The organism is Vibrio sp. 2096 (assembly GCF_033339595.1).
Lineage (GTDB): Bacteria > Pseudomonadota > Gammaproteobacteria > Enterobacterales > Vibrionaceae > Vibrio > Vibrio alginolyticus.
In genome coordinates this window covers 491,680-515,632 of the sequence record NZ_JAWOUX010000003.1, presented here as the reverse complement: position 1 = coordinate 515,632, position 23,953 = coordinate 491,680, and the positions used below count along the sequence as shown (strand labels likewise).

Genomic DNA, 23,953 nt, shown 5'->3' with positions numbered 1-23,953 from the left:
TCTATTTTCAATTCCACTCATCGAGGATAGATAACAACATGCGAATAGAACCGTTAATTCAAGGTGTTGTTGCTCGCTCTGCGCACCCCAAAGGGTGTCATGCATCTATTAAAGAGCAAATTGAATACGTAAAACGCGCCCCACAGATCAAAAAAGGCCCAAAACGGGTTTTGATTATTGGTGCCTCCTCTGGTTTCGGCCTAGCGGCCCGAATAGCCCTAACGTTCGGTGGCGCTAACGCCGATACCATTGGCGTCTCATTTGAGCGTGGCCCTTCAGAGAAAGGGGTTGGGAGTGCGGGTTGGTATAACAACGTCTTTTTTAAGAAGGAAGCAAATCAAGCCGGGCGTACCGCAATAAATATTGTTGGCGATGCATTCTCTGGTTCGGTGCGCAATCAAGTGATTGAAGCCATTGAAACGTACTTTGAGGGTGAAGTTGACTTAGTCATCTATAGCTTGGCAACCGGTGTTCGACCTAAACCTGAATCTGATGAGTTTTGGCGCAGTGTCATTAAACCGATTGGTGAACCTGTCACTGGCGCTTCTATCATGCTGGAGAACGATAAGTGGATAGAAACCACCTTAACGCCTGCAACAGAAGAGGAAGCCAATGCCACCATTAAAGTAATGGGCGGCGAAGACTGGGAAAGCTGGATTGACACACTCATCAATAACGACTCTATTGCAAACGGCTGCAAAACCATCGCCTTTTCTTACATGGGCCCTGACATTACGCACCCAATTTATCTCGATGGTACGTTAGGTCGAGCGAAAATCGATTTACACCAAACCAGTCATTCATTAAACCTCAAACTCGCCAACTTTGACGGCGGTGCTTACGCAACCGTGTGTAAGGCGTTGGTGACGAAAGCCAGTGTATTCATCCCTGCGCTAAGTCCCTACCTGTTAGCGCTTTATAGAGTGATGAAGGAAAAAGGTACTCACGAACGCTGTATTGAACAAATGCAGCGACTGTTTACTACGAAGTTATACGATCAAGAGAAAGTGCCAGTTGACGGTGAACGCTTGATTCGAATAGATGACTTGGAACTTGAACCGCAAGTTCAACAAGAAGTCCACGCTCTTTTAGAACAGATGAATGCTGATAACTTTAAAGAGATTGGTGATTACAAAGGTTTTAAAGATGAGTTTATGAAGCTCAATGGCTTTAACTTTGAAGATGTCGACTATTCGCAAGACATTTCTATTGAATCGTTAATGTCGCTTAAGCCTTGATGCTTGTTACCTGTTTCAAGGATGAGATATGTGACAACTATTCCTAGTCCTGAACACTTTTCAGGACTTTTTTTTGTTTCGAGCCCTAGCCACCCTATACTTAATTAAAAAGCGAGAACAAAATAGAGCAGTCTGCATTTTTAAATTCACAGGAAGTGAAACCACGTAAAGGATGACCTATATGGGGAGATTGCAAACATTAGACTACGAAATCCCTGAGTCTATGCGAAGAAGTTGGCAAGAAATCGTCAACTTACTGGCTCAAATAACACACGTACCCACCACATTAATTATGCGTATCCATCCGGATCGCATAGAAGTAAATACATCTAGCGAAACTCTAGGTAATCCTTATCGTACTGGCGATGCAGAGCAGCTTGGTAACGGTTTGTATTGCGAGCAAGTTATAGAACAGAAAGGCGAGCTTGTAATCCCCAATGCGCTTGAAGATGAAGAATGGCAAAATAACCCAGACATCAAACTAGGCATGATTTCTTATTGCGGCTTACCGCTATTCTGGCCAAATGGGGAGTCATTTGGAACAATCTGTATGCTTGACTCTGAGAGAAACGAGTACAACGATAGTTACCGTCAGTTGCTTGAAACTTTCAAAGATTCAATCGAAGCACAGCTTTCAGTTGTGTACCAACAACATAAACTTCAGCGACTTAACACCGAGCTAAAGAGTCGAATTGAAAATCGTACCACGGATTTAGCCCAGTTAAGTTACTCCTTAACACAAGAAATTGATCGCCGTAAAGCCGCGGAAAAACAAGTGAGCTACCAAAAAACACATGATCAGGGAACTGGATTTCTAAATCGTTCTGCACTTGAGAACATTGTCCAATACACCTTACAGTCCCTTGATAGTGATCAGCAATCGCTTGTGGTCATCAACATTGGTTTTAGTAACGCTCGCAGTATTCAGACCAGGCACGGGTTCGAGGTCTTTGACAACATTTTAAAAGAATTTCACTCCAGATTAACCAGACACGGTGCTAGCGGATTTATCACTGGTAGACCAAGTTCGAATGACATGGTTTTATTGATTTGGGGAGAGGATATTGAAGCTCGGTTAAATCAACTATTAGATGATATCACTAAAATTAGCGTAGATGGATTTGTCTTCAACAAAACAGAAATACATTTGCACACGTATATCGGTATAGTTCAAGCTTACAAAGATTGCAGCAATGCTAAGCGTATCCTTCAACATGCATGTTACGCGATGCTTCTATGTAAAGAATCCGGCGAACCTTTTAGTTATTTTAGAGAAAATCATTCGGCGGATCTCAATAGTCACAATGAACTGGAAAGTTACCTTTTACAAGCAGTGCGTAACGACGATTTAGTGTTGTACTTTCAACCTCAAGTAGACTCCAAAACACGTAAATGGATTGGCGCAGAAGCCTTGCTTCGTTGGAGACATCCAATACTTGGCGACGTTTCCAACGAAGCATTGATACATATGGCCGAACAAAACGGGCTTATCTTTGAAGTTGGCTCTTTTGTTCTGCGTACCGCGATAGACAAAGCGAAACAATGGTCTGAGTTAATCGATAACTTCAAAATTGCCGTCAACGTTTCTCCCATTCAATTACAAAACGTAAATTTTGCAGAACAAGTGCAACACCTACTCGACACTTTCCATTTGCCAGCACACTTTCTCGAACTCGAAGTAACCGAGAGCGCTCTAATTGCCGATGAAATAGTAGCACGCACAACGTTAAATAAGTTGCACAAACTAGGTGTGACATTGTCACTTGATGATTTTGGTACAGGATATGCCTCGTTCAGCTATTTAAAGAAATATCCGTTTGATGCCATCAAAATTGATAAAAGCTTCGTCCAGCAAATGGAAAAGTCAGATGATGATCGCGAGATCATTTGTTCAATCATACACATTGCAAAAAAACTGGAACTCCAAGTAGTGATCGAGGGCATTGAATCCCACCAACAAGAGCAGTTTCTTATTGGTGAGGGTTGTGATATCGGACAAGGTTTTCTTTATGGTAAACCTATGCCTTGTAATGAATTTGAGCAAAGTTTGTTTAATCAGCGCCTTTCTGGCGGGCAATACGCCTACTCTTCCTAAGCATTCTCTTTACTATGAGGGCGGTGGTTTCTATAATCGCCGCCCGCTTCTATTAAAAGGCCAATATCTTCATGGATCAGTTGACTGCCACGCTTAAGAAAATTGAAAAGCAGAACTACCGAGCTTATCAGCAAATCAAAGGTCGATACGACTTCACTGATTTCACTTTGTTTATCGATCATGTACAGGGTGACCCTTATGCATCGGCGTCACGTTTTCGTGCGACTCGCGCATGGTCTTTGACTGGTCTTGAGTGGCTAAGAGACGAGTCTCCTGCATTTCAAAGAGCTGCACGTGATTTTATTGCGCGTAGTTTTGAACAGTTTGCTAAACAAGAAAACTCAGTATCAATTTCACTGACAGGCCAAACTGTATTGGATAGCACCGCGGTGTTGTTTACTGAAGAAGGTATTGAACTGCGTTTTCGAGTTAACTTACCAGCGGAAGGTCGTTCAGTATTGGGGAAAAAAGCCAACAACATACTGACTTTCCACCTGCCTAAGTTTATCCGTCGAGCAACTTTAGAGCGTGAACTCGACAAAGCCGCTTTAATTAAGCACTGCCAAGTTGTTGAAGACCAAGATGCCCTACGAGAACAGTTAGAGGCCAATAACTTAGTCGCGTTTGTCGCAAACGGCAGTATTCTTCCTCGAATTGCAGGTAATTGCGACCTTCCAATGAAAGAAGCCGTTGAGTTTAAAGCCCCTGAATCTCTACAAGTCACTTTACATGCGCCAAACAAGGGCCATGTCACAGGATTAGGAATTCCAAAAGGTATCACACTGATTGTAGGTGGTGGCTTCCACGGTAAATCTACCTTATTAAATGCAATAGAGCGTTCAATTTACGATCATATTCCAGGAGATGGTCGCGAATACATTGTTGCCGATAACAAGGCTATGAAGATTCGTGCCGAAGATGGCCGATGCGTACACCACTTGAACCTGTCGAACTACATCAACCATTTACCAATGGGTAAAGATACGGCGGACTTTTCTACTCAAGACGCATCAGGCTCAACGTCGCAAGCCGCTTGGCTTCAAGAGTCTATTGAAGCGGGTTCAAGCACATTATTGATTGATGAAGATACTTCTGCTACCAACTTCATGATTAGAGATGAGCGTATGCAGGCATTGGTGGCAAAAGGTGATGAGCCAATTACTCCTCTCGTCGACCGCATTGGTCAATTACGAGATGATCTTGATATCTCTACCATTATCGTTATGGGTGGGTCGGGCGACTACTTAGACGTTGCCGATACCGTCATTCAAATGCACGACTACCAAGCCGTTGATGTGACTGAAAAAGCGAAAGAAGTTATCGCTCAGCATCCTACTCAACGCCATAACGAGTCAGAAGAACGTTTACAGACCTTCCCACCTCGAGCACTGAACCGCGTTGCGTTGATGAATATTCTGACTGACGGCAAGTTCCGTGTGAATGCGAAAGGCAAAGAGTCACTTCGATTTGGTAAAGAGTTTACTGATCTTAGCGCTTTGGAACAGATAGAGTCAGCCGATGAAGTCAACACAATTGGCTGGTTATGGTTCCAAATTGCTCAACTTCCAGGTTGGTGTAATCATCCGGCGAAGGAGATTGAAGAAATGCTGTCTGGTGAGTGGCATGCCGCTCTTCCTAAGCAAGGCGACTTAGCCAAACCACGCACACTAGACGTTATGGCTGCCCTCAACCGCATGCGAAAATCTCAGTTTAAGTCATCATGCTAGTTTTGATACGCTGACAGAGACAGTTCAATCAAAAGGCAGCTATAGTTAGCTGCCTTCCTTTATCTTTATTCTTAGCGAATCATTCGTTTCTCAGTACATTCCACGCTTCACAAAGAACTCTAAATCTTTCTGCATCGCCATTTTCTCGATCAGGATGCCAACGAAGCGCGAGTTTTCGCCATTGTTTTCTAATTTCCGCAGGCGTAGCGTCAGTGTTAAGTTCAAATAGTGACAGTGCCTTTGTCTTATCTACGCTGGCTACTGACGAACCACCGATGAACTTTTGATAAGTTGTCCAAAATTCATTCAACAGTCGACGCACTTCATCTTCGTCCGCTTCGTAATTGCGCCAATCTAAGTAATACTCACGCAAAGGATCATGAATATCGATCTTATGCCTCAAAGCTTCCATCGAAGACATGAGCTGAATATCCATGGCTTCGACTTGAAGCCAACTATCCGGATACAGAGTGTCTTGCAGTTGATATAATGCATTCATGATCAGGAAATTTCTTTTGAATAAATCCTTATCGGGAGAGTCGTCCAGCTTTGAAATATAACCTTGTTCACCCAACGAGCTTGCCAAGGTGTGCACTTTCCAATTAGAGGGCTGTTTTCTCAGAATTTCTAGCATTGGCCAAAGCAGCGGATTTTCTATTGCATGAGGCTCAATACTATTGACAGTACGTTGTCCTTCCATTCATCCTCTCTGACACGAGTTTAGGGCCCCATTCACGGCACAAAAAACATAGTTTCCACTTTGTAGCATAAATGCAAAAAGGCCGATAGTCATTCACCATCGGCCTTTGTAAGGAGATCACGTAAAGGTTAAATAACCCCTAGCTCACGTAAACGTTCCATAAGGTAGCTATGTGCAGTGTAGCGCTCAGATAACACCACTTCCGGCTTTGGATGCAGGAACAACGGTAATGAGATACGTGACTTTTCTTGACGGCCACCCGTAGGGTTGATTACACGGTGAGTCGTTGAAGGGAAATAACCACCTGACGCTTCTTGAAGCATATCACCAATGTTGATGATTAAGTTTCCGAAGTCACATGGTACATCGATCCAATCACCCTCTTTACTCTTTACTTGCAGTCCAGGCTCATTGGCAGCAGGCAAAACCGTTAGCAGGTTAATGTCTTCATGCGCAGCAGCGCGAATAGCGCCGGGCTCTTCTTCGCCTGTCATCGGTGGGTAGTGAAGCACGCGTAGTAATGTTTTGTCGCTGTTATTGATCATTTCTGACAACGCGATAGAGAACTTCTCTTGAACGTCCTTAGGTGCGTACGCTTCAACCCAACCTAATAGCTCTTGAGCAAATGCATTGGCACGCTCGTAGTACTCTAAGATTTCAGCTTTAAGCTGCTCTGGGATCTGCCCCCAAGGGTAAACATGAAAGTACTCTTTGATGTCTTTCACTTTGTGCCCTTTCGCCACTTCAGACACTGAAGGTGGGAAGTAGCCATCTTGGGTGTCTACGTTAAAGTGAAAATCATTCTTTTGATCTGAACAGAAAAACTCATGCCAGTTTTTGTAAATTGACTCTACAAGCTCTTGTGGAATCGGGTGGTTTTTCAACACACCGAACCCCGTTTCGCGTAGAGAGGTAACGAACTGTTGAGCAGCATCGTCAGCAAGATAATCGACAGTTTCCAGTTTCATGGCTTTACTTCTTTTTTATTAGACTGAATCATGGATTCTATGGATGGGCATGTTGTAAATCAAACTTTAATGAAAACTGCACGCGCAAACGTTTTAATGTTGAGCAGTTTGCCAATAAATCAACATTTTCAGTGATCAAAAAACCCATTAAAATATCAATTGCACAGCGTTCAATTAAGTGCAATCATTAACACAATCTATGGAGTCCCACTGTAAGATAAATTGAAGGATCAAGTAACTCTATGAAAAGCACCTCGACACTCTTAGGATTAACGATTTTTTATGCCATCGTGTTTTTATTTTCTGCGTTGGAACCTAACTCACGCGCAGTTTGGTTTGCGGAGATTATCCCGGCGATTGGTATTCTTGTTGCTATTTGGGCGATTTCGATTCGCTATCAGTTCAGTAATACGGCTTACTTTTTAATGTTCATCTGGCTCTGTTTGCACACTATCGGTGCGAAATATACGTTCTCCGAAGTGCCATTTGACTGGTTTAACGACATGATTGGTTCAGAGCGAAATAATTTTGATCGCGTTGCGCACTTTTCAATTGGCCTTTACGCATATCCGATCGCTGAATACTTGATAAACAAAAAACGGTTCAACAAAGCGTTCTCTTGCTGGTTTGCTTTGTTTGCTATCATGTCACTTGCTGCTGGCTATGAGATTATCGAATGGTGGTATGCGGAGTTGGCTGGTGGCGATGAGGGAATTGCCTTTCTGGGCTCGCAAGGTGACATATGGGACGCCCAGAAAGATATGTTGTGCGATACCGTTGGTGCAGTGTTGTCGTTATTCTTAATGTCGGCTCAACGTCGATTCTCTCAACCATTCTAAATAAGGGTTAAACCCATCAACAATTGGAACCTGTACGATTTGAGCTACCTCGTATTCGTGCAGGTTTTCTATTTTCTCTTCCACCAATTCATAAAGTTCTCGACGAGTTTTGATCACCAGCAACCATTCGTTGTCAGTACAAATCTCCCCTTTCCACACATAGTGACTTTCAATAGGCATCGTTTGAATACACGCGGCTAATTGAGCATCTAGCAAACCTTTAATGATCTGATCTCGATTTTTTTCATTACTGGTTGTACTTAAAACCATGCAATAGTCATGTTTCATACTCATTTTCTAGCCCTTTATTATTTCATCGTCACTTTGCCGCCAATCATTTTGTAAGCGGGGGTTCCTCTTACTAAAGTATCTCTTGCAAACTCTTGTCCGCAAGCGGGGCAAATACATGGGGTTTGTGTGAAATCGTCAACAATGCGCTCTTTGAAGCATTTAACCAGTGCGCCTTTCCCGCCTTTACGGTACTTAAATAGTTGAGTTTTACATTTAGAGCAAAAGATATCGACGGTTTTCGTCGGTTGTTTTTTATTCGGTTTCGCCATGGTTACTTTCTATATCCGGTTTGACCCATACATTATTAAAATCAAACCAACCTAAGGCATTACACTTTGCATTTTGTAACGCACCGCTGTGGTCTTTATTCACGCCTAGCCAGCAGTGAAACATAGGAATCACCTGACAGCTTTTTACTAACTGTCGTCCTAGCTCACGCGCAGGAAAGTCTGTGTGCATGCCGGCACGCCATTGATCGACAAGTTTAGCCCATTCACTAAAATCGTAACCTGAACTGAACTTCTCAATATCACTGTAATCCAGGAGCCAGCCCGCCAACGCGTCATTTCGGTTCGTTGCAATGCCCATAGCTTTCACCCAGATATCCACTTCCTCAGGCGCGGGCGGTTGAGAATCATAACGAATAAACTCAACCTCTATACCGTGCGGTTTTAAGAGTGTCTTGATGGCCTTGGCAACTACTGGAAACATCGGATGCTTTTTCTGATACGCTACGGAAATTACCTTATTAGCCTGTGGTACGCTGCCCGCTTCCGCTGGCCTGAGGTCAATCCAACCGGGCTTAAGGCCAAAGGCTTGCAATACTCCCAGTTCCATCACTTTATCTTGTGGAACATGCGCGTAAATCTGGTGACTGTTGAGGGTTTGCGAGAGGAACTCTGCCCAACGTGGATCTTTTGCAATTCCGGTGTTTTTGTTTAGTAATAGGAATGTACAGCCAGGGTCTAGCTCTACTTCATCGGATGAACCTTGTTTATCCATCTTCGGCTTTGACAGGCTTGGATAAACCATTGAAGAATAGGCTTCATCGATTACCCACACCTCCACTTGGTCAAGTAAAGGGCGAAAACCAAAGTAGCCATCAAAAGCAGTCAAAATAAGACGCTTATCATCATTCATTTTAACTTGGAACGGCCCTGTCCCTATCGGTTGTCTATCGAAGCTTTCAGAACGCAAAGCACTCGGTAGCAAAATTTTTGCTTGCGACTCACTCAGAGCCAGAGGAAGGTAGCGATCAGGACGGACGAGCTCAATATCAACGGTCCACTCTTGTGGTGAAGACACCCGCTTTATGTGAGAAAACAAGTTCAAGCCATTTAACGCAAGCACACTCTCAAGAACACAACTGGTTGTTAACGGTTCACCATTATGAAAGCGTACTCCACGACGAAGATAAAAACGCCAATGTGTATCAGAAATTGCTTCCCACGTGTGGGCTAAATCTGGTTGAAGTTGTTCATTTTCATCAAGGCGAGTGAGTCCGCTAAAAATTTGTCTGGCGATGTGCTGTTCAGAACGCCGCATCGGTTTCTGCGGGTTTAACATTGACAATGGTCGATAATAAGGCAAACGCACGACCTGCTCGCCCTGTCGATGCTGAAGCCCTAAATAACCTTGGATAACTTGCGTCAATCGTGCCGCATCGTTATCAAGCGCATCTAGAGCCTGACCGATTTTCCCTTCATCGAGATAACGCCTGGCGAGGTTTTCGCTGACGTCGCTTCGATTACGTTTAAAAACGAGTTTCGAAAGTTTTCCTCGACCCGCTGCCGGATGCCACTCAATCCAGCCCTCTTCTTCAAGTTTATTTAGAACAATACGAGCATTACGACGTGTACAAAACAACGCTTCGGTGATGTCTTCGAGCTGAACGTCCGTATCGTGACCGGAAAATTTTTCAAACAGTGTTTCGAACTGAACACGTAAACGAGGGCTACTCATAAAGAGGAAATTCTTATCTTGTTGTCGATAAGCTAAGTTTCCTCATTTTTTCCAAAAAGTGCAAACATCACACTATAAATTATTGAATATCGATACCAATTTCTCGCGAAAGTTCAGCCAGTTGTACCTCGTTGTCCAGCTTGATAGACCATTTGCACTCTGCTCCATGAGATAAAACAACGTTCGCTCCTCTACCCAGCAACTGAATTGCATCGGTTTGCGCTTGCAAGGTTACCATTGCACTGCCGGAGAGCTTAATCACTATTTCACGCTGGGTTGCAATGATTTTTCCTAATGAAAACTCAATCACCATCTTAGTTTATACCGACTTTGTTTTGTGTTGTTTCACAGCGATGGTCAAGCGACTGGTACACACTAAACGGCCTCGCTCATCAGTGATATCGATTTGCCACACTTGCGTTGAAATACCCAGATGAAGCGGTTTTGCCGTACCAATCACATGACCACTTCGCATGGCTCGCACATGGTTCGCGTTAATATCTAAACCGACGCAGTAGCTGCCCTCATCGACAGAGAAGTTTGCAGCCAATGAGCCTAATGTTTCTGCGAGCACGACTGATGCACCACCGTGAAGCATTCCTAAAGGTTGATGAGTAAAGCTGCATACGGGCATGGTTGCTGTCAGGGAGTCGTCAGTGAAATCTGTATATTTAATTTGTAGGTGCTCGATCAGGGTATTTTTTGACGTGGCATTCAGAATCTCTATGCTTACGGGCTTTTTCCATATACTCATTGTTTTACTCTTAGTTTCACAAACTGGTTTGTTAGGTTGTAACGATGTGCTAGGAAGCTAGCATAGACGCTACTTGGGCATAACTTCAAGACGTAACATCTCACCTTCTTTATTAATCAGATGAATAACTTGATCCATGCATCATGTTACTATTTGGGTATATACTATTGCTTCAAAACAAAAAATTAAATGGAGCCTGTTATGAAGGTATGGATGAAAGCCTCTGCTCTTTTAACTATCGCGGGTTTAACAGCGTGTAGCGCATCACCGACGGGTCGCAACCAGATCCTGATGTTTTCAGATCAGGAAATGTCATCGCTTGGCGCTAAATCTTTCGAACAAATGAAGAAAGATATCCCAATCAGCAAAGATCGCAAAACGAATGCCTACGTTCAATGCGTTGCCAAACACATCACTGACACCATTCCCGCTCAATCTGGATTTAAAGACTGGGAAGTCGTTGTTTTTGATAGTGAACAAGTCAATGCGTTTGCTCTACCAGGTGGGAAGATCGGCGTGTATACCGGGCTTTTAGATGTCGCGAAAAACCAAGATCAGTTGGCAACAGTCATTGGTCACGAAGTCGCTCACGTCCTCGCTGACCACAGTAATGAACGTCTCTCACAAAGTCAGTTAGCAAATGCCGGGTTGTCTCTAGCAAACGTTGCCATTGGAGCTTCCGAGTACAAACAGTATCAACAAATGACGATGGCGGCACTTGGTGTCGGTGTTCAATACGGTGTTATCTTGCCATACGGTCGTACTCAGGAATCCGAGGCTGATATTGTCGGGCTGGAATTCATGGCAAAAGCAGGTTTCGACCCACGTCAAAGTGTCGATTTATGGAAAAATATGAGTGCTGCATCAGGTGGTTCTCAACCACCTGAATTCTTCTCAACCCACCCATCGCACAGTACGCGCATTAAAGATTTACAAGCAACCATAAATAAGCTACCTGCGTATAACGCGAAAGCACCAAGATGTGGCTAATTCATTGCTACTTGCTACTATCGTCTACTACTTAAGCTTGCCAAATAAAAAAGCTCCCTAGGGAGCTTTTTAATGATTCTAATCAAGTGCCCAATATCTGTAGCGGCAAACTTAACAAACTATCTCCGAGAGTGGCAAAATACCAGATGATAGAAACAAAACCTCCGACAGAGACCAAGTACCAAGCAAGTGAAAATAGTTGCCCATAACGGGTTAATGGCAATAAATGGCTTTGATGTCGAGCTCTCCATTCCATCACCACTTCCAACATTCCCATTAACAATAAAAACCCTAGCAACGTCAGACCGAAATAGTAACTGATAAAAATGCCTAATAAAGCGGTCGCAATACTGCCAACTAACCCGACCCAAGTGTTCATTGAGAAGGTAATACTTTTGAGCACATGGCCACCATCTAATGGTAAAATAGGCAGCAGATTAAATAGGTTTAGCAAGGCGTTAAACACAGCAAGCCCAGCGAAGATCACCTCACCAGTCATCCAATAAAGCAAAGTAAAAACAATACTAAGTACTAAACCGAAAAATGGTCCCATGATTGAGATAACCACATCCTGCCAGCGCGTGTTTATCTTTTCGTCACTTAGCGCCAAACCACCTAGGAATGGAATCAAATAGATTCCTTTGGTCTTCATTCCAAAATACTTCATCGCTCTAATGTGACCATATTCATGAAAAACCAAACAAGCGATCAACGCTAGCGCGAACTCGATGGAAAATAGCCAAGAATATGCAGCGAGACTTGCAGACGCTAACGCCACTTTAATAACTTTCGCACTTTTAAGTGCTTTCATCCCAAGAGATACGAGACCTATTATACTTAAACGCTTTTCGGATGGTGGCGTAACTTCTGGCACTTGGCGCTCGATGTCTTTTTCATTTCGACAACCTTCGTTGACGAGCTCACCGTTAATTGTGACCTTGTAACTCAATTCAAACGGTTGCCATGTTAAAGAACACTCTAAATGACAGTTCAGGATTTCCTCACCCGCAGAGAGCCTAAACTGGTGTAGACAAGTCTCTGCGGTATTGTCACTGGCATCGATTTGAGACACCAACGTATTATCCCAATATAACTGCTGCCACCCAGCCATCGATCCTTCGAGCCTTAGCGAACGACCTAAAAATTCAACATTCAGTAATTCCAATGCGGTTCCTATTGCGTCTATTGAATAACTACATAGCGAGCGCGAATTATGCCTGTGAAGTGAAGAAACAGCAAAGCGAGCTATCTCTTGATTTGATCGTTATTTAACTATAAAGCTCGCAAAACAATTCTGGTCGTACCATTCTCTTCAAAAATATAACGATAATACATGCCCTTACAAGCCATCGTTTGACCTATGCATCATATTTAAAACGCAAAATACGCTCAAACTTTGACAAGTTATTAAACATACAATTAACATTACATTTACATCATCGTTGTATTTCGCGTATTAACAATTGGTGTAAGTACCACACAACAATTACAAGGACTTCGGTCCAGCATTATGACACCCTAGGAGGGTCAAGGATGAACAAGAAGCACTGCTCTCTGCTTACAATTTCAATATTGTTTGCGTGTAATGCCCACTCAGCGGGCTTCCAGGTAGCTGAACATTCGGCATCTGGTCTTGGTCGAGCATTTTCAGGTGAAGGGGCTGTTGCAGATAATGCCAGCGTCCTTGCTCGTAACCCTGCAGCAATGACACTTTTCAAAGAAGCTCAATTTTCGGGCGCGTTATCTATCATCGACCCTGAAGTCGATGTGTACGACACTGTAAACAATGAACACGCGAAAGATGTCGCCCCTTTACAGATCGTGCCAGCAGGTTATTACATCAGCCCTATCAATGATAACTGGGCCTGGGGCATCGGTATGTTCACAACATACGGTGTTGCCACTGACTATCCAAATGATATTTCCGCAGGTGATATGGCGGGTGACACTTCCCTACTTTCAGTAAACATCAACCCTAATGTCGCTTACCGTATCAACGAGTCTTTCAGTGTCGGTGGTGGTATCAACCTAGTATACGCTGAAGCAGAGCTGACTCGTCACAAAGGCGCACTCGCCGGTATTTTAGGTGGTAATAAGTCCGATAACCTTGTCGGCATGGAAGGTGAAACTTTCGCTTGGGGTTGGAATGTCGGCGCTTTATTTGAGCTAAATGAAAACAACCGTTTTGGCTTTGGCTACCGCTCTAAGGTTGATCTAGATTTTGATGACGGTGAGTTTAGTAGTTACGACTCTGGTCGAGCTTCATCACCAAAAGTTGATGGCCGTTTAAAAATCTCTCTCCCTTCAATTATCGAATTATCGGCTTTCCATCAACTGAATGAACAATGGGCTGTACATTACGGCTGGCAACAAACCGACTGGAGCACATTTAAAGAACTAAAAGCGACCAGTAACGAATGTAATGACGGAGTATGTTTCTTTAAACCTGAGAAATATGAAGACAACAATCGCTACTCCGTTGGTGCAACTTACATACTTAATACAGACTGGACATTCCGTGCAGGCTTTGCGTACGACGAACAAGCAGGTGAAGCGACATTGAGTATCCCTGACAGTGACCGTTTTTGGTACAGCGCGGGCCTAACTTACGCAATGAGTGAGAATTTAACTTTCGATGCAGGCTTTGCACTTGTTAAGAGTAAATCAGGCTCTTTCACTGAGACAAATGCTCTGGGTGAAGAGATTAAGTTTGACTCAGAAGGTACTGCTTACATCAGCGCGGTACAGATGAACTACACCTTCAAATAATGGGATTACGGAGTAAACCAATGAAACACACGTTTAAATTATCAATGCTTTGTTCTGCAATCCTTCTTGCTGGTTGTGGTGATGATACCTCCAGCTCTGGTACTTCCGACAAAGTTCAATTTGAAGATGAAGTCCAAGCATTGCTTGATCGCGAAACATCCATCAGTTTTACGCTTCAAGGAGCGAACGCAGATGTACCGGCACCGTCTTACTTATTAATGGACACAAGCGATGGTACGCTTGGTCTGCCAACTGATGGCGATGATGCTTTAACCAACCCTAGAGCCTCAATGAACACGATGGATGGATGGTCAACGTCTATGCCAATCGTTCTTAACTTCAACGGCGACGGTTTTGCAACGGGCATGCTGTCGTCTGGTGTTAAAGTCATCAAGATTAACCAACGCTTAACCGAGTGGGACGGTAAATCTAACCCAATCGAAGAGGTACTCGTTCAGAATCAGGACTACGTAGTTCAAGCAAAAGGTAGCTCTCTATACATCCAGTTCTTGGCTGCACTTGATGAGTCAAGCGAGTACATTTTTGCGGTTACACAAGATGTTACTGACGTGAATGGTGAGCCAATTGGTACATCAGCAAGTTATGCGACAGTTAAATCGAAAGAAATCGTTTATGAAACTGGCGACCTTGCTTCTGTTCAAGCAGTCACTCAGGCGGTTGAAGGCATTTTTGGTCTAGCTCAAGTTGACCCTAACGACATCGTTTACTCCTCATGGTTCAGTACCCAGTCTGTAGGTGATACGTTAGCGGCAGTCAAAGGAGTAACCGCTACTGGTTTTTCTACTGGCGCAAACACACTAAATACCGTTTACAAAAATGACTCAAACGAAGGTTCAGTAGACTTATCAACGGCCTACACAATAACGCTCGGTGAAACCCAAGACTTTAGCACTGCGCTAGACTCTGACGATGACTTTAGTAAATACATTAGCGATCTAGACGCAGCTAAAACGGCAATTAAAGGCCTTTACATGCAATCAGGTGCCGATGTAAGCGTGACACAAGGTGTGGTAAGACTGCCTCATTACTTGGAAAAAGGCGCAAGCTGGAACATGCAACCAATGGTATCTGCGATGCCAAGCCTAGCGAAGCTAAGCGCAGCATTAGCGGATCCGAACGAGCAAGCAAACATGGTTCAGCAGCTATCAACAGGCGTTTTTGCAAATGATCCTGTTGATGTGACAAAGCTTGCTACAGATCCTACAGAGCAGCTAAAACTTGTTGGAGCTAAGCTTACTCTTACCGATGGTACCCAGCTTGATAGTGAGCGTATTATTACTCGCTACTCGCCTGTTCCCGTAGTGAAATCGGTTGAAGATGTCGAAGTACTGGTCTTCACACCTAAATCTGGCGTCGCGACAGACGTTGTGATTTATCAACACGGCATCACCTCTGCGAAAGAGAATGCGTACGCGTTCGCGTTCAATATGGTAAAAGCAGGTGTGGCAGTTATCGCTATTGACTTACCTATTCATGGTACGCGCAGCTTAGATGAACAACGTTCCGCAAATGCGAATGTACTGGCTTATCTAAATCTTTCCAACTTAGCCGTTGCGCGTGACAACCTACGTCAAAGTGTTCTGGATGTGTTAGGTTTGCGCGCTAGCTTGGTAGTATCTGCTCAAGGCGGTCTTTTAGCTGGAGGTCCTCTGCAAGGCTTCAACCCAATGACGGGTTCAAAAGTCAAAATGCTAGGTCATTCACTTGGCGGTATTGTCGCTACATCTGCCGTCGCAGCAGCAAACAATACATTGGGCAGCTCTACTGCGGATGCACTGTACACCTTTAGTTCTGCATCAGTACAGAACTCTGGTGGACAAATTGGTAATTTGTTACTGGGTTCAGACAATTACGGCCCTCAGATCAAACATAACCTCGCTTATGCAGCATCAAAAGACTATGCGAATTACGCTGATGCATCATGTGCGGATCTAGAAGATAAAACATGTTACGAAGCATTTGAGGCTGCGGCAACGGAAGCTCAAGTAGCAGCGCTAGAAGCAGGTTTCTCACAATTTATCTATGCAGCACAGACTACACTAGACACTGTCGATCCGTTCACAAACGCTTCAGATTTAGTGGCATCTGGTTCGCTAACGACACCATTCTTTATGACAGAAGTGGATGGCGATAGCACAGTACCAAACAGCGTTCCAAATGCACCATTCGCGGGTACTGAACCGCTTGCTAATAAGCTAGGGTTGAAGACTGTGAACAGTACGGACACTACTGTGAATGCAACTGCGAGCTTTGTACAGTTTAATGCTACTGCATCGCACAGTACTTTTGCTTCGCCAAATGGCACTCTGTCTGATATTGATCATCATGTAGAGATGCAGATGGAAAACACTGACTTCTTAATGGATGACGCACTAACAGGTGTCACTAACACTTCTGTTTTGAAGTAATCGCAACGCCGTTCCTACCAAAGCCCAGTTTCTACTGGGCTTTTTCATTTCAATTGTATTCAAACCCACTCATATTTCCTCTGCTATAGTTAAAACGATGTCTTTGCCTAACTCACTTGTTTAAAAGGAAAACTCTATGCGCGTATTGACTGTTATTGCCACTGTATTACTTCTTGCTGCATGCGGAAGTAGCCAATATCTGATGTCGACAAATGAAGGGAAAATTATTACCTCTTACGGTAAACCAGACCTGAACGAGGAAACGGGTATGTACGAGTATGAAGACATGGATGGTAAAGAAATGAGTATTTCAAAAGAGCAAATTGTCCAGATTGTCGAACGTTAACGACAGGCCCTCTGTAAATTAGAGGGCTATGTTCTAGCCACCCTCTCTCTACATTTACCTCTTTTAGGTTTGTAATCGTTGTAGAAATTGACACAACCAATTCATAAACCAAAACAATTAATAGTGTCTTTTATACTTCCGTATTATTTATTTAGCGAATATTTTACATCTTCACCTTAATCAGGTTGGAGTATTGTAAAATCTAATCTTTAATTCGCTAACACCCTTTTATTTCTCAGGATAAAGTGGATAATACCGCCACAAAATAACATTACTAAGGTGAGTCCTTATGTCTATTGAAGCTACTCTGCTTGCGCGCTGCGAGTCAAAATGTGAACTGTGTTCTTCTGAATCTCAACTAACTGCATACGCTGTCCCACCTCACGGTAATGTGACGGTTGATACTGCCATCATGGTTTGTGATAAGTGTCTGGGTGAGATCGATGAGCCAAAAGACATTAACCACTGGCGTTGTCTAAACGAAAGCATGTGGAGCCAGGTTCCTGCTGTACAAGTGACTGCATGGCGCCAACTCACTCGCCTAAACACAGAAAGCTGGGCTCAAGATGCTCTTGACATGATGTACATGGAAGAAGAGCAAATGAACTGGGCAATGAAAGGGATGTCTGCTGACGATAAAACGGTTGACTGTAACGGCACTGAACTTAAGAAAGGTGACGATGTAACAGTAATTAAAGACCTACCAGTAAAAGGCACTAACCAAGTAATCAAACAAGGTACAGTGATTCGTGGTATTAGCCTTGGCGATGATCCAAAGCTAGTTTCGGGTAAGGCAAATGGTGGTCAGTCGATGTACGTGATCGCAGAATACTGCCGCAAGAAGTAATATCGCACTTCAGTCATGTCAAAACGGGGCACCAATGGTGCCCCGTTTTTCTATACAACACTTAATCTACTATCATGTCTACCTCCTCTAGAGTGTTTCTTTTCTAGGGCGTAGGTTGAGTAGGCATGTTTTACAAATAAAAAAAATACCGGCTCATAGGCCGGTATTTCTTACACTATTTCAATATCAACGGTACATACCGATGTCTTTTTGAATATGTGCTGACAAGTCTTCTGCGTAGTAACTGCGTGGCGCAGTGTTATCTACAAATAGAATGTCCAGTAAGTGAGCAATCAGTCCTTTGAAGTTAACCGCGTAGGTTTTCTTATCCATAGAGGTTGGTAAAGCTACATTTGTCATTTGCATTGCTTGTGCCATGATTGCCTCTCTTTAAAAGCAGTAGTCTGTTTAGTTGGTTGTATATTAGTCAGTTTCTTATTGTTTAAGAAATGACAAATTTTACCCATTCAAATTAGAATTTCTAATAAAACAAACTCATTACAAAACTCAAAAATACAAATGAATAATAACGGCATAAATAATCACAATTGCTGTAATTACATTGAATAACTGAACATTACCTGCATAATCGCCCCTTAGCTCACAACATATATTTAACAATATTTTTCGTTGTTTCTTTTGATTTTTGTGCTTACTTTATATTTTTTGATTAGTAATATTAACGCTAGTTTGACGCTTCGCTTTATTTTTTAGGAGTGATGCCACCACTGCCGATGTCATCACAACAACTAAAAATGTGAGAGACCATGTTGTAGGAATCTCATATTCTGTTCCAACCAATAGCATTTTTACCCCGATAAACATCATGATTACTGATAATGCTGGTTTTAAGTATACAAACTTGTCTAACATTGCTTGAAGAACAAAGTACAGCGATCGCAAACCCAATAATGCAAATACGTTCGCGGCTAAGACTAAAAATGGCTCTCGCGTTACCGCGAATATAGCTGGTATAGAATCCAACGCAAACATAACGTCCATTACTGCAATGACACCAACAACGATCAGCATCGGTGTTGCCACCCACTTACCAGCTTGCTTTAAGATTAAGTGATTTCCTTGGTAGTCATCTGTAACTGGCAATACCTTTCGAATCAACTGCTCCGGATATGGATTAACCTCTTCTGCTTCGCCTTTGTCGCGAGCTAGCTTAACACCTGTCCAAATAAGGAAAGCAGCAAATAAGTACAATACCCAGTGATACTGTGCAAGTAACTGAGCACCAACCGCAATCATGACAGCGCGTAAAACTAGCGCACCTATCACCCCCCAAAGCAATGCTCTCGGACGCAAATGCTCCGGCACACTGTATTGTGCAAAGATGATGGCAAACACAAACAAGTTATCCACGCTTAACGACTTCTCTAGTAAGTAACCAGTTAAGAATGAAATCGTTGCTTTGTCGTTCGTATAAGCGCTGTGTGGCGTGTAAAAGTCCCAGAATAAATAAATAGAACCTGCAAAAACAAAGGCAAGCAAGAACCAAAAAACACTCCAAACGATGGCTTTTTTCATCGTGATAGCGCCACCACGTGTTTGATAGATATCAAGCGTAACAAGAACAAGGGTAAATAAACCAAAAGCACCATACATCGCTAATGATTCTTGAAGAGGCACCGATTGGCTCAATTGGGTGGTATTTTCGATAAGAGACATATTTCCTCCCATGGCGGAAGGACTTCGTTTGGTGACCTTCCGCAGACAATAACAACCAACAGCCACATATCGATTATGTGCTGCTAGTCAATGAATGCGTTGGTCTCGTTGAAGTGTTGACGTGAATGAACCACGTAACACCTTTACTTACCGGATAAGCTGATGCTTAACGAGATGACGATAAGTAAACTTGCGCTAACTACTCCCCAAACGCCGACATAATAACGCCGAGCGTCAGGCTTTCCAACAAAAAAGCCTTGTCTTATCGAAATAAAATTCTTATCAAAAATCAGGAAGCACTATAAAAAGAAAGAAATGGATTCAACCACCTGAACTTTAGTAAACAGACAAAAAGCAGCAAATGGATCAAGACAAACTCTTCATTGGTTAGAGCCCTAACGGGGAAGATAGATACAAAAAAGGAGCATTACTGCTCCCTTTTGTAACATCCACATTCTTAGCAATTCAAAAGCCGCTTAGAGGCACAAAGTAGACCAGTGTTGACCAAATTGCGATCCAGGCAACCACGACTGCCGTATCTGCCCAATCTTTATTCCACATACTGCCATCCTCATCAACCCATGTAGTAAGTGGAGAGCAGCAAAATCAATACCAGTATCTATTATCGACGTCGCTTTGTGTAAAGTTTGTGACTTTGATTCAAACAGTTTGGCTCATCGGTCAGGAGTTCAATAAAACAATCAGCCATGGACAAACTGGTCACACGTCCTTCTCCTTTCATCTCCTGCAATGCGTCGTACCCCTCTTTCCCTTTCATCGTATAGGCAGAAGAAGTCCCTCGATACCAAACATCATCTTGAACACCAACCCATTGTTTGCCATCAAAAATCACTAATGATTGAACTCTTTCACCTTTTGGGGCATCTGCGTGGTACTCGAAGTTTAAATTGTAAGTGTACGGATAACTGCCAGATCCAGTGCCTTCTACGCCATTGTTGAGTGCATTATTTATCGCGCCTTCAAGTGCACGGCGAATAGCGCTGCCTTTTACATCGTAAAAGCCGATAGGAACGGCAAAAGGCAACAGCCGTCCGGCAATGTCTGCCACTGTAATGTTGCCAGGGTTCAAAGAGGTTCGCACGCCACCCGCATTATGAATTGCAAATTGAACGTCATATCCACGTTTGTTTAAACAGTGCAGAAATGATCGGGCAACGGAGGAAGCCAACTCACTCTCACCAAATTCATCGGGAATTCTCACATGACGCTTTTTGGTGTCAACACTAGCAATGACTTGTGACTGTAACTGCCTGACCTGAGGAATATATTTATCGCTCAGGATCGCTTGAGTTTCCGGGTGTTTCTTACAAACCACGACATTCGGTTGACCATGGATGAAGTCGCACGCGGTTTCGAATACACCTTGGTCGAGCTGTTGGTTTAGCGTCGAGTCCCAAAAAATACGTCGACCAAGCAACAGTTCATTTTGTCCACTCAACATCGTTGCTTTACCGTGTTCATCAAACTCAATGACGCAGTGCCCCATTGTCAAAGCATGGAAACCCGCTTGCACCACATAGGTATCATTAATTTTGATACCGTAGGGATCGTCTTGTCCTAACCCTATTGATGAAAAATCACCTTGCAACCGGTGGCTGTGTCCACCAACAATTATACCAATACCTGCGACTTGCTCAGCTAACTCTAAATCACCTTCATAACCTAAGTGGCTCAGAAGAATAATATTTTTTATACCTGATGAATGGATTTGTTTTACGGTCGCCTTGGCGGTTTCAATTGCTGAGTGAAAAGGCGTGTCTGCATCAGGGTTTGCGATGTCGCTCATTTTATCTATGGATAATCCGAAAATCGCGACCCGCTCACCATGGAATTCTTTAACAATGTATTGAGCGCTCTGTGTATCCGGTTGGTAACTATATACATCCTTGCAATCACTGATACGGTGAGGTTTTTTAAGTGATTCATTGGATAAATCCCAGTTGCCAGCAAGCAATGGGAACTGAGTACGTTGGCAAAACAATGCAACTGGCTCATTCCCCATATCTAATTCATGGTTACCTAACGCCATTGCATCAATCTTTAATGCGTTCAATAAGTCGGCATTGGCTTTGCCTTTAAATAGTGAGAAATACAGCGTGCCTTGGAAGCAATCTCCGGCATGGAGGAACAACATCCCATGACCTTGGCGCTGAGCATCATCTCTTAACTGCTCGACTCTGGTTGCGATACGAGAAAAGCCGCCAGCACTGACATAGGGTTCTAGCGTGAGTTCATTGTTTATCTTAAGCTTTAACTGTAATGACGTTGGTTCAAAGTAGGAATGTGTGTCATTGATGTGTGCCAGTTTGATTCTCACTGGCTTATGATTGTTATTCATCTTCATCTTCTCTTTTTTCATTCCTTATAATAATAAGAAGTGAATCATGACAGAATCATGAATTTTATGAAACTGCGATTTAGGATTTCATGTTTAAGTGATCACGATGCTGTCCCCCGGCTTTGAAAGCAAGCCTCGCTTGTAACGGTCTCTATTCAGTAAGAGGCTCTCGTAATTTTGTGAACTGAGCTTAACTCAAAAATTCCGAATTCATATATGCTTAGGAGTAGCAAAATAACTCTCGATAATTCAAATAATTGCAAGGAGGATTGAGATGAGACTAGAACGCATCGAAATCTCCGGGTTTAGAGGCATCAAACGCCTTTCACTCTCTTTTGACGAACTCACCACGCTCATCGGTGAAAACACGTGGGGCAAATCATCATTGCTCGATGCCCTTTCCATCGCACTACCTGCCAATGGCTCATTGTATCAATTCAAACTGAAAGATTTTCACGTTGACTACTCAATTTCTCATCCACAAACACAACACTTACAGATCATTGTTTGTTTTAAAGCACAGGATAAAAACGAAGTAAAAGCGGGACGCTACAGACGCATAAAGCCTACATGGTGCACCAACGAAGATGGTGAGCAAGTCATTTACTACCGTATTAGTGCGTCTCGCGATGAGCACGGCATTAATACAAAGTACGCGTTTTTGGATCATAACGGCAAACCCAAAAAACTTCACCACTCAGAGAAACTCGCTATTGAGTTAATGACACTTCATCCTGTAATCCGACTACGTGACTCCCGACGCTTCCCAGATTTAAACCATGTCAACGGCGATGGTAAAAATGCTCGGATTGAAAAACGAATCAACAACACCTGTCGACGCTTATTGGCTATGCCTGGCCATGTGAATAAAGGTGAGATTCGTAGTAGCCTCGACTCAATGCAAACGCTTGTTGAACACTATTTCGCGTTCAGAAGTGTCAGTAAAGGCAACCCACGCAAACCTCGTGATGGTCTTTTCTATACAAGCCCTTCCTCTGATAAAGGCTTGAGTCAGTTCTTGAAAGAAACCAATGACAAACAAAGCCGCTTGCTTTTAATGGGGTTACTCAATGCCTATCTTCAAGCTAAGGGTCCCACCGATTTAAGGCGCTGTGCGAGACCAATACTGATCATTGAAGATCCAGAAGGTCGACTGCATCCAACTCATCTAGCGAGAGCGTGGTCCTTATTGCAATTGTTGCCAATGCAAAAGATATTAACCACCAACAGTGGCACGTTACTCGGTTCTGTTCCACTGTATTCAATTCGACGTTTAATTCGGCTATCAGACAGAACCATCGCTAAGAGTTTAAACTCAACAAAGTTTGGTCGAGATGAGTTGCGCCGAATTGGTTTCCATATTCGTTTTCATCGTTCAGGAGCATTATTTGCACGGTGCTGGTTACTTGTTGAGGGCGAAACCGAAGTTTGGCTTTTTCATGAACTGGCTCGTCAATGCGGGTATGACTTGGCTGCCGAAGGGGTTCAAATCGTTGAGTTTGCTCAATCAGGTCTAAAATCACTCATCAAAGTAGCAAAAGAGTTTGGTATTGATTGGCATGTCGTTACCGATGGCGACCCAGCAGGGAAAAAGTACGCGCATGCAGTGCGAGCACAGCTCGACCATGATCAGGAAAGGCATCGACTTACGGAGTTACCCGACCGAGACATCGAGCACTTTCTGTACAACAATGGTTTTGAACTTTTCTTTAAGGACATCATCAAAGTTCCTCATGACCACCCTATCCCTGCTAAAAAAGTCGTAAATCGTGTTTTGAAAAAACATGCAAAACCGGACTTAGCTTTGGCTATTGTTTCTCATTGTGAAGAGAAAGGCATGGAGTGTATTCCTGTTCTTCTGCGCTGGACACTTAAACGCGTTGTTACCATGGCCAACGGCAATACATGAGTTAGACGTATTTTACACTCAGCGTATTGTCTTGTAATACAAAAAAAGCACAC

Annotated in this window: 21 protein-coding genes; 10 read left to right on the top strand and 11 right to left on the bottom strand. The window is 43.3% G+C overall.

The genetic code is table 11. From position 1 onward, the window contains the following. The first annotated feature begins 38 nt into the window (after window positions 1-38). The 3 genes from fabV to R7Q41_RS08475 all read left to right on the top strand — a co-directional run bounded on the left by fabV (window position 39) and on the right by R7Q41_RS08475 (window position 5,060). The gene (gene fabV, locus R7Q41_RS08485) at window positions 39-1,238 is read left to right on the top strand and encodes an enoyl-ACP reductase FabV (protein ID WP_104976092.1); all 1,200 of its coding nucleotides are present in this window, start codon (window positions 39-41) and stop codon (window positions 1,236-1,238) included. 181 nt (window positions 1,239-1,419) lie between these two features. Then, complete coding sequence (locus R7Q41_RS08480; RefSeq protein WP_017821934.1) at window positions 1,420-3,333, top strand: sensor domain-containing phosphodiesterase; 1,914 nt, start codon at window positions 1,420-1,422, stop codon at window positions 3,331-3,333. A 71-nt stretch (window positions 3,334-3,404) separates the two neighbouring features. Beyond that, window positions 3,405-5,060: an ABC-ATPase domain-containing protein gene (locus tag R7Q41_RS08475; protein ID WP_136977254.1), complete on the top strand. Its 1,656-nt coding sequence runs from the start codon at window positions 3,405-3,407 to the stop codon at window positions 5,058-5,060. A 79-nt stretch (window positions 5,061-5,139) separates the two neighbouring features. On the opposite strand, the gene R7Q41_RS08470 is transcribed toward R7Q41_RS08475, so the two are convergent. Both R7Q41_RS08470 and R7Q41_RS08465 read right to left on the bottom strand, forming a co-directional pair. After that, window positions 5,140-5,760, bottom strand: a complete 621-nt coding sequence (locus R7Q41_RS08470) for a DNA-J related domain-containing protein (protein ID WP_005376328.1) — start codon at window positions 5,758-5,760, stop codon at window positions 5,140-5,142. Window positions 5,761-5,888: 128 nt separating this feature from the next. Then, the gene (locus R7Q41_RS08465; protein WP_005376329.1) at window positions 5,889-6,728 is read right to left on the bottom strand and encodes an isopenicillin N synthase family dioxygenase; all 840 of its coding nucleotides are present in this window, start codon (window positions 6,726-6,728) and stop codon (window positions 5,889-5,891) included. 242 nt (window positions 6,729-6,970) lie between these two features. Here R7Q41_RS08465 and R7Q41_RS08460 point away from each other — a divergent pair, with 242 nt between their 5' ends. Continuing rightward, window positions 6,971-7,567, top strand: coding sequence for a DUF2238 domain-containing protein (locus R7Q41_RS08460; RefSeq protein ID WP_005376330.1), 597 nt, complete (start codon window positions 6,971-6,973; stop codon window positions 7,565-7,567). Here the strand turns inward: R7Q41_RS08460 and cutA are convergent. The 5 genes from cutA to R7Q41_RS08435 form a co-directional block, all read right to left on the bottom strand. Further along, the gene (cutA, locus tag R7Q41_RS08455) at window positions 7,529-7,861 is read right to left on the bottom strand and encodes a divalent-cation tolerance protein CutA (RefSeq protein ID WP_005376332.1); all 333 of its coding nucleotides are present in this window, start codon (window positions 7,859-7,861) and stop codon (window positions 7,529-7,531) included. The genes R7Q41_RS08460 and cutA overlap by 39 nt on opposite strands. Before the next feature lie 14 nt (window positions 7,862-7,875). Continuing rightward, window positions 7,876-8,127, bottom strand: coding sequence for a hypothetical protein (locus R7Q41_RS08450; protein WP_005376334.1), 252 nt, complete (start codon window positions 8,125-8,127; stop codon window positions 7,876-7,878). Continuing rightward, entirely contained in the window at window positions 8,111-9,820 is a 1,710-nt protein-coding gene (locus tag R7Q41_RS08445) for an SgrR family transcriptional regulator (protein WP_005386283.1), read from the bottom strand. Before R7Q41_RS08445 ends, R7Q41_RS08450 begins: the two co-directional genes overlap by 17 nt. 79 nt (window positions 9,821-9,899) lie before the next feature. Continuing rightward, window positions 9,900-10,133 carry a DUF3389 domain-containing protein gene (locus R7Q41_RS08440; RefSeq protein WP_005386281.1) on the bottom strand — a complete coding sequence of 78 codons (234 nt, stop codon included), beginning with the start codon at window positions 10,131-10,133 and terminating at the stop codon, window positions 9,900-9,902. Window positions 10,134-10,139: 6 nt separating this feature from the next. Then, window positions 10,140-10,574, bottom strand: coding sequence for a hotdog fold thioesterase (locus tag R7Q41_RS08435; protein WP_005376340.1), 435 nt, complete (start codon window positions 10,572-10,574; stop codon window positions 10,140-10,142). 201 nt (window positions 10,575-10,775) lie between these two features. Between R7Q41_RS08435 and R7Q41_RS08430 the strand changes: the two genes are divergently transcribed. Next, complete coding sequence (locus R7Q41_RS08430; RefSeq protein WP_017634168.1) at window positions 10,776-11,564, top strand: M48 family metallopeptidase; 789 nt, start codon at window positions 10,776-10,778, stop codon at window positions 11,562-11,564. 82 nt (window positions 11,565-11,646) lie between these two features. Here the strand turns inward: R7Q41_RS08430 and R7Q41_RS08425 are convergent, their stop codons facing one another. Next, complete coding sequence (locus R7Q41_RS08425; protein WP_047103591.1) at window positions 11,647-12,675, bottom strand: site-2 protease family protein; 1,029 nt, start codon at window positions 12,673-12,675, stop codon at window positions 11,647-11,649. A 422-nt stretch (window positions 12,676-13,097) separates the two neighbouring features. On the opposite strand from R7Q41_RS08425, the gene R7Q41_RS08420 reads away from it, so the two are divergent. The 4 genes from R7Q41_RS08420 to R7Q41_RS08405 all read left to right on the top strand — a co-directional run bounded on the left by R7Q41_RS08420 (window position 13,098) and on the right by R7Q41_RS08405 (window position 17,955). Beyond that, window positions 13,098-14,333: an outer membrane protein transport protein gene (locus R7Q41_RS08420; RefSeq protein ID WP_017821929.1), complete on the top strand. Its 1,236-nt coding sequence runs from the start codon at window positions 13,098-13,100 to the stop codon at window positions 14,331-14,333. A gap of 20 nt (window positions 14,334-14,353) precedes the next feature. Beyond that, the gene (locus tag R7Q41_RS08415; RefSeq protein WP_086047414.1) at window positions 14,354-16,762 is read left to right on the top strand and encodes a VolA/Pla-1 family phospholipase; all 2,409 of its coding nucleotides are present in this window, start codon (window positions 14,354-14,356) and stop codon (window positions 16,760-16,762) included. Window positions 16,763-16,898: 136 nt separating this feature from the next. Further along, a complete protein-coding gene (locus R7Q41_RS08410) occupies window positions 16,899-17,108 on the top strand; it encodes a YgdI/YgdR family lipoprotein (RefSeq protein ID WP_005376349.1) in 210 nt (69 codons plus the stop codon). Between the two features lie 289 nt (window positions 17,109-17,397). Further along, window positions 17,398-17,955, top strand: coding sequence for a PhnA domain-containing protein (locus tag R7Q41_RS08405; protein WP_005376350.1), 558 nt, complete (start codon window positions 17,398-17,400; stop codon window positions 17,953-17,955). A gap of 186 nt (window positions 17,956-18,141) precedes the next feature. On the opposite strand, the gene R7Q41_RS08400 is transcribed toward R7Q41_RS08405, so the two are convergent. The 3 genes from R7Q41_RS08400 to R7Q41_RS08390 form a co-directional block, all read right to left on the bottom strand. Then, window positions 18,142-18,333 (bottom strand): hypothetical protein, encoded by a 192-nt coding sequence (locus tag R7Q41_RS08400; protein WP_005376351.1) that lies wholly within the window; start codon window positions 18,331-18,333, stop codon window positions 18,142-18,144. A 279-nt stretch (window positions 18,334-18,612) separates the two neighbouring features. Further along, window positions 18,613-19,632 (bottom strand): TerC/Alx family metal homeostasis membrane protein, encoded by a 1,020-nt coding sequence (locus tag R7Q41_RS08395; RefSeq protein ID WP_158173065.1) that lies wholly within the window; start codon window positions 19,630-19,632, stop codon window positions 18,613-18,615. A gap of 622 nt (window positions 19,633-20,254) precedes the next feature. Next, complete coding sequence (locus tag R7Q41_RS08390; protein ID WP_005376363.1) at window positions 20,255-21,997, bottom strand: bifunctional metallophosphatase/5'-nucleotidase; 1,743 nt, start codon at window positions 21,995-21,997, stop codon at window positions 20,255-20,257. 268 nt (window positions 21,998-22,265) lie between these two features. On the opposite strand from R7Q41_RS08390, the gene R7Q41_RS08385 reads away from it, so the two are divergent. After that, window positions 22,266-23,900: an ATP-dependent endonuclease gene (locus R7Q41_RS08385; protein ID WP_017634174.1), complete on the top strand. Its 1,635-nt coding sequence runs from the start codon at window positions 22,266-22,268 to the stop codon at window positions 23,898-23,900. The last annotated feature ends 53 nt before the right edge of the window (window positions 23,901-23,953 follow it).

Excerpts from the sequence above, each read along its gene's own strand:
- R7Q41_RS08410 (WP_005376349.1), top strand. The coding sequence starts at position 16,899 with ATGCGCGTATTGACTGTTATTGCCACTGTATTACTTCTTGCTGCATGC.
- fabV (WP_104976092.1), top strand. The coding sequence starts at position 39 with ATGCGAATAGAACCGTTAATTCAAGGTGTTGTTGCTCGCTCTGCGCAC.
- R7Q41_RS08420 (WP_017821929.1), top strand. The coding sequence starts at position 13,098 with ATGAACAAGAAGCACTGCTCTCTGCTTACAATTTCAATATTGTTTGCG.
- R7Q41_RS08460 (WP_005376330.1), top strand. The coding sequence starts at position 6,971 with ATGAAAAGCACCTCGACACTCTTAGGATTAACGATTTTTTATGCCATC.
- R7Q41_RS08415 (WP_086047414.1), top strand. The coding sequence starts at position 14,354 with ATGAAACACACGTTTAAATTATCAATGCTTTGTTCTGCAATCCTTCTT.
- cutA (WP_005376332.1), bottom strand. The coding sequence starts at position 7,861 with ATGAGTATGAAACATGACTATTGCATGGTTTTAAGTACAACCAGTAAT.
- R7Q41_RS08395 (WP_158173065.1), bottom strand. The coding sequence starts at position 19,632 with ATGTCTCTTATCGAAAATACCACCCAATTGAGCCAATCGGTGCCTCTT.
- R7Q41_RS08470 (WP_005376328.1), bottom strand. The coding sequence starts at position 5,760 with ATGGAAGGACAACGTACTGTCAATAGTATTGAGCCTCATGCAATAGAA.
- R7Q41_RS08440 (WP_005386281.1), bottom strand. The coding sequence starts at position 10,133 with ATGGTGATTGAGTTTTCATTAGGAAAAATCATTGCAACCCAGCGTGAA.
- R7Q41_RS08450 (WP_005376334.1), bottom strand. The coding sequence starts at position 8,127 with ATGGCGAAACCGAATAAAAAACAACCGACGAAAACCGTCGATATCTTT.
- R7Q41_RS08435 (WP_005376340.1), bottom strand. The coding sequence starts at position 10,574 with ATGAGTATATGGAAAAAGCCCGTAAGCATAGAGATTCTGAATGCCACG.
- R7Q41_RS08480 (WP_017821934.1), top strand. The coding sequence starts at position 1,420 with ATGGGGAGATTGCAAACATTAGACTACGAAATCCCTGAGTCTATGCGA.
- R7Q41_RS08430 (WP_017634168.1), top strand. The coding sequence starts at position 10,776 with ATGAAGGTATGGATGAAAGCCTCTGCTCTTTTAACTATCGCGGGTTTA.
- R7Q41_RS08465 (WP_005376329.1), bottom strand. The coding sequence starts at position 6,728 with ATGAAACTGGAAACTGTCGATTATCTTGCTGACGATGCTGCTCAACAG.
- R7Q41_RS08445 (WP_005386283.1), bottom strand. The coding sequence starts at position 9,820 with ATGAGTAGCCCTCGTTTACGTGTTCAGTTCGAAACACTGTTTGAAAAA.
- R7Q41_RS08400 (WP_005376351.1), bottom strand. The coding sequence starts at position 18,333 with ATGGCACAAGCAATGCAAATGACAAATGTAGCTTTACCAACCTCTATG.
- R7Q41_RS08475 (WP_136977254.1), top strand. The coding sequence starts at position 3,405 with ATGGATCAGTTGACTGCCACGCTTAAGAAAATTGAAAAGCAGAACTAC.
- R7Q41_RS08390 (WP_005376363.1), bottom strand. The coding sequence starts at position 21,997 with ATGAAGATGAATAACAATCATAAGCCAGTGAGAATCAAACTGGCACAC.
- R7Q41_RS08385 (WP_017634174.1), top strand. The coding sequence starts at position 22,266 with ATGAGACTAGAACGCATCGAAATCTCCGGGTTTAGAGGCATCAAACGC.
- R7Q41_RS08405 (WP_005376350.1), top strand. The coding sequence starts at position 17,398 with ATGTCTATTGAAGCTACTCTGCTTGCGCGCTGCGAGTCAAAATGTGAA.
- R7Q41_RS08425 (WP_047103591.1), bottom strand. The coding sequence starts at position 12,675 with ATGGCTGGGTGGCAGCAGTTATATTGGGATAATACGTTGGTGTCTCAA.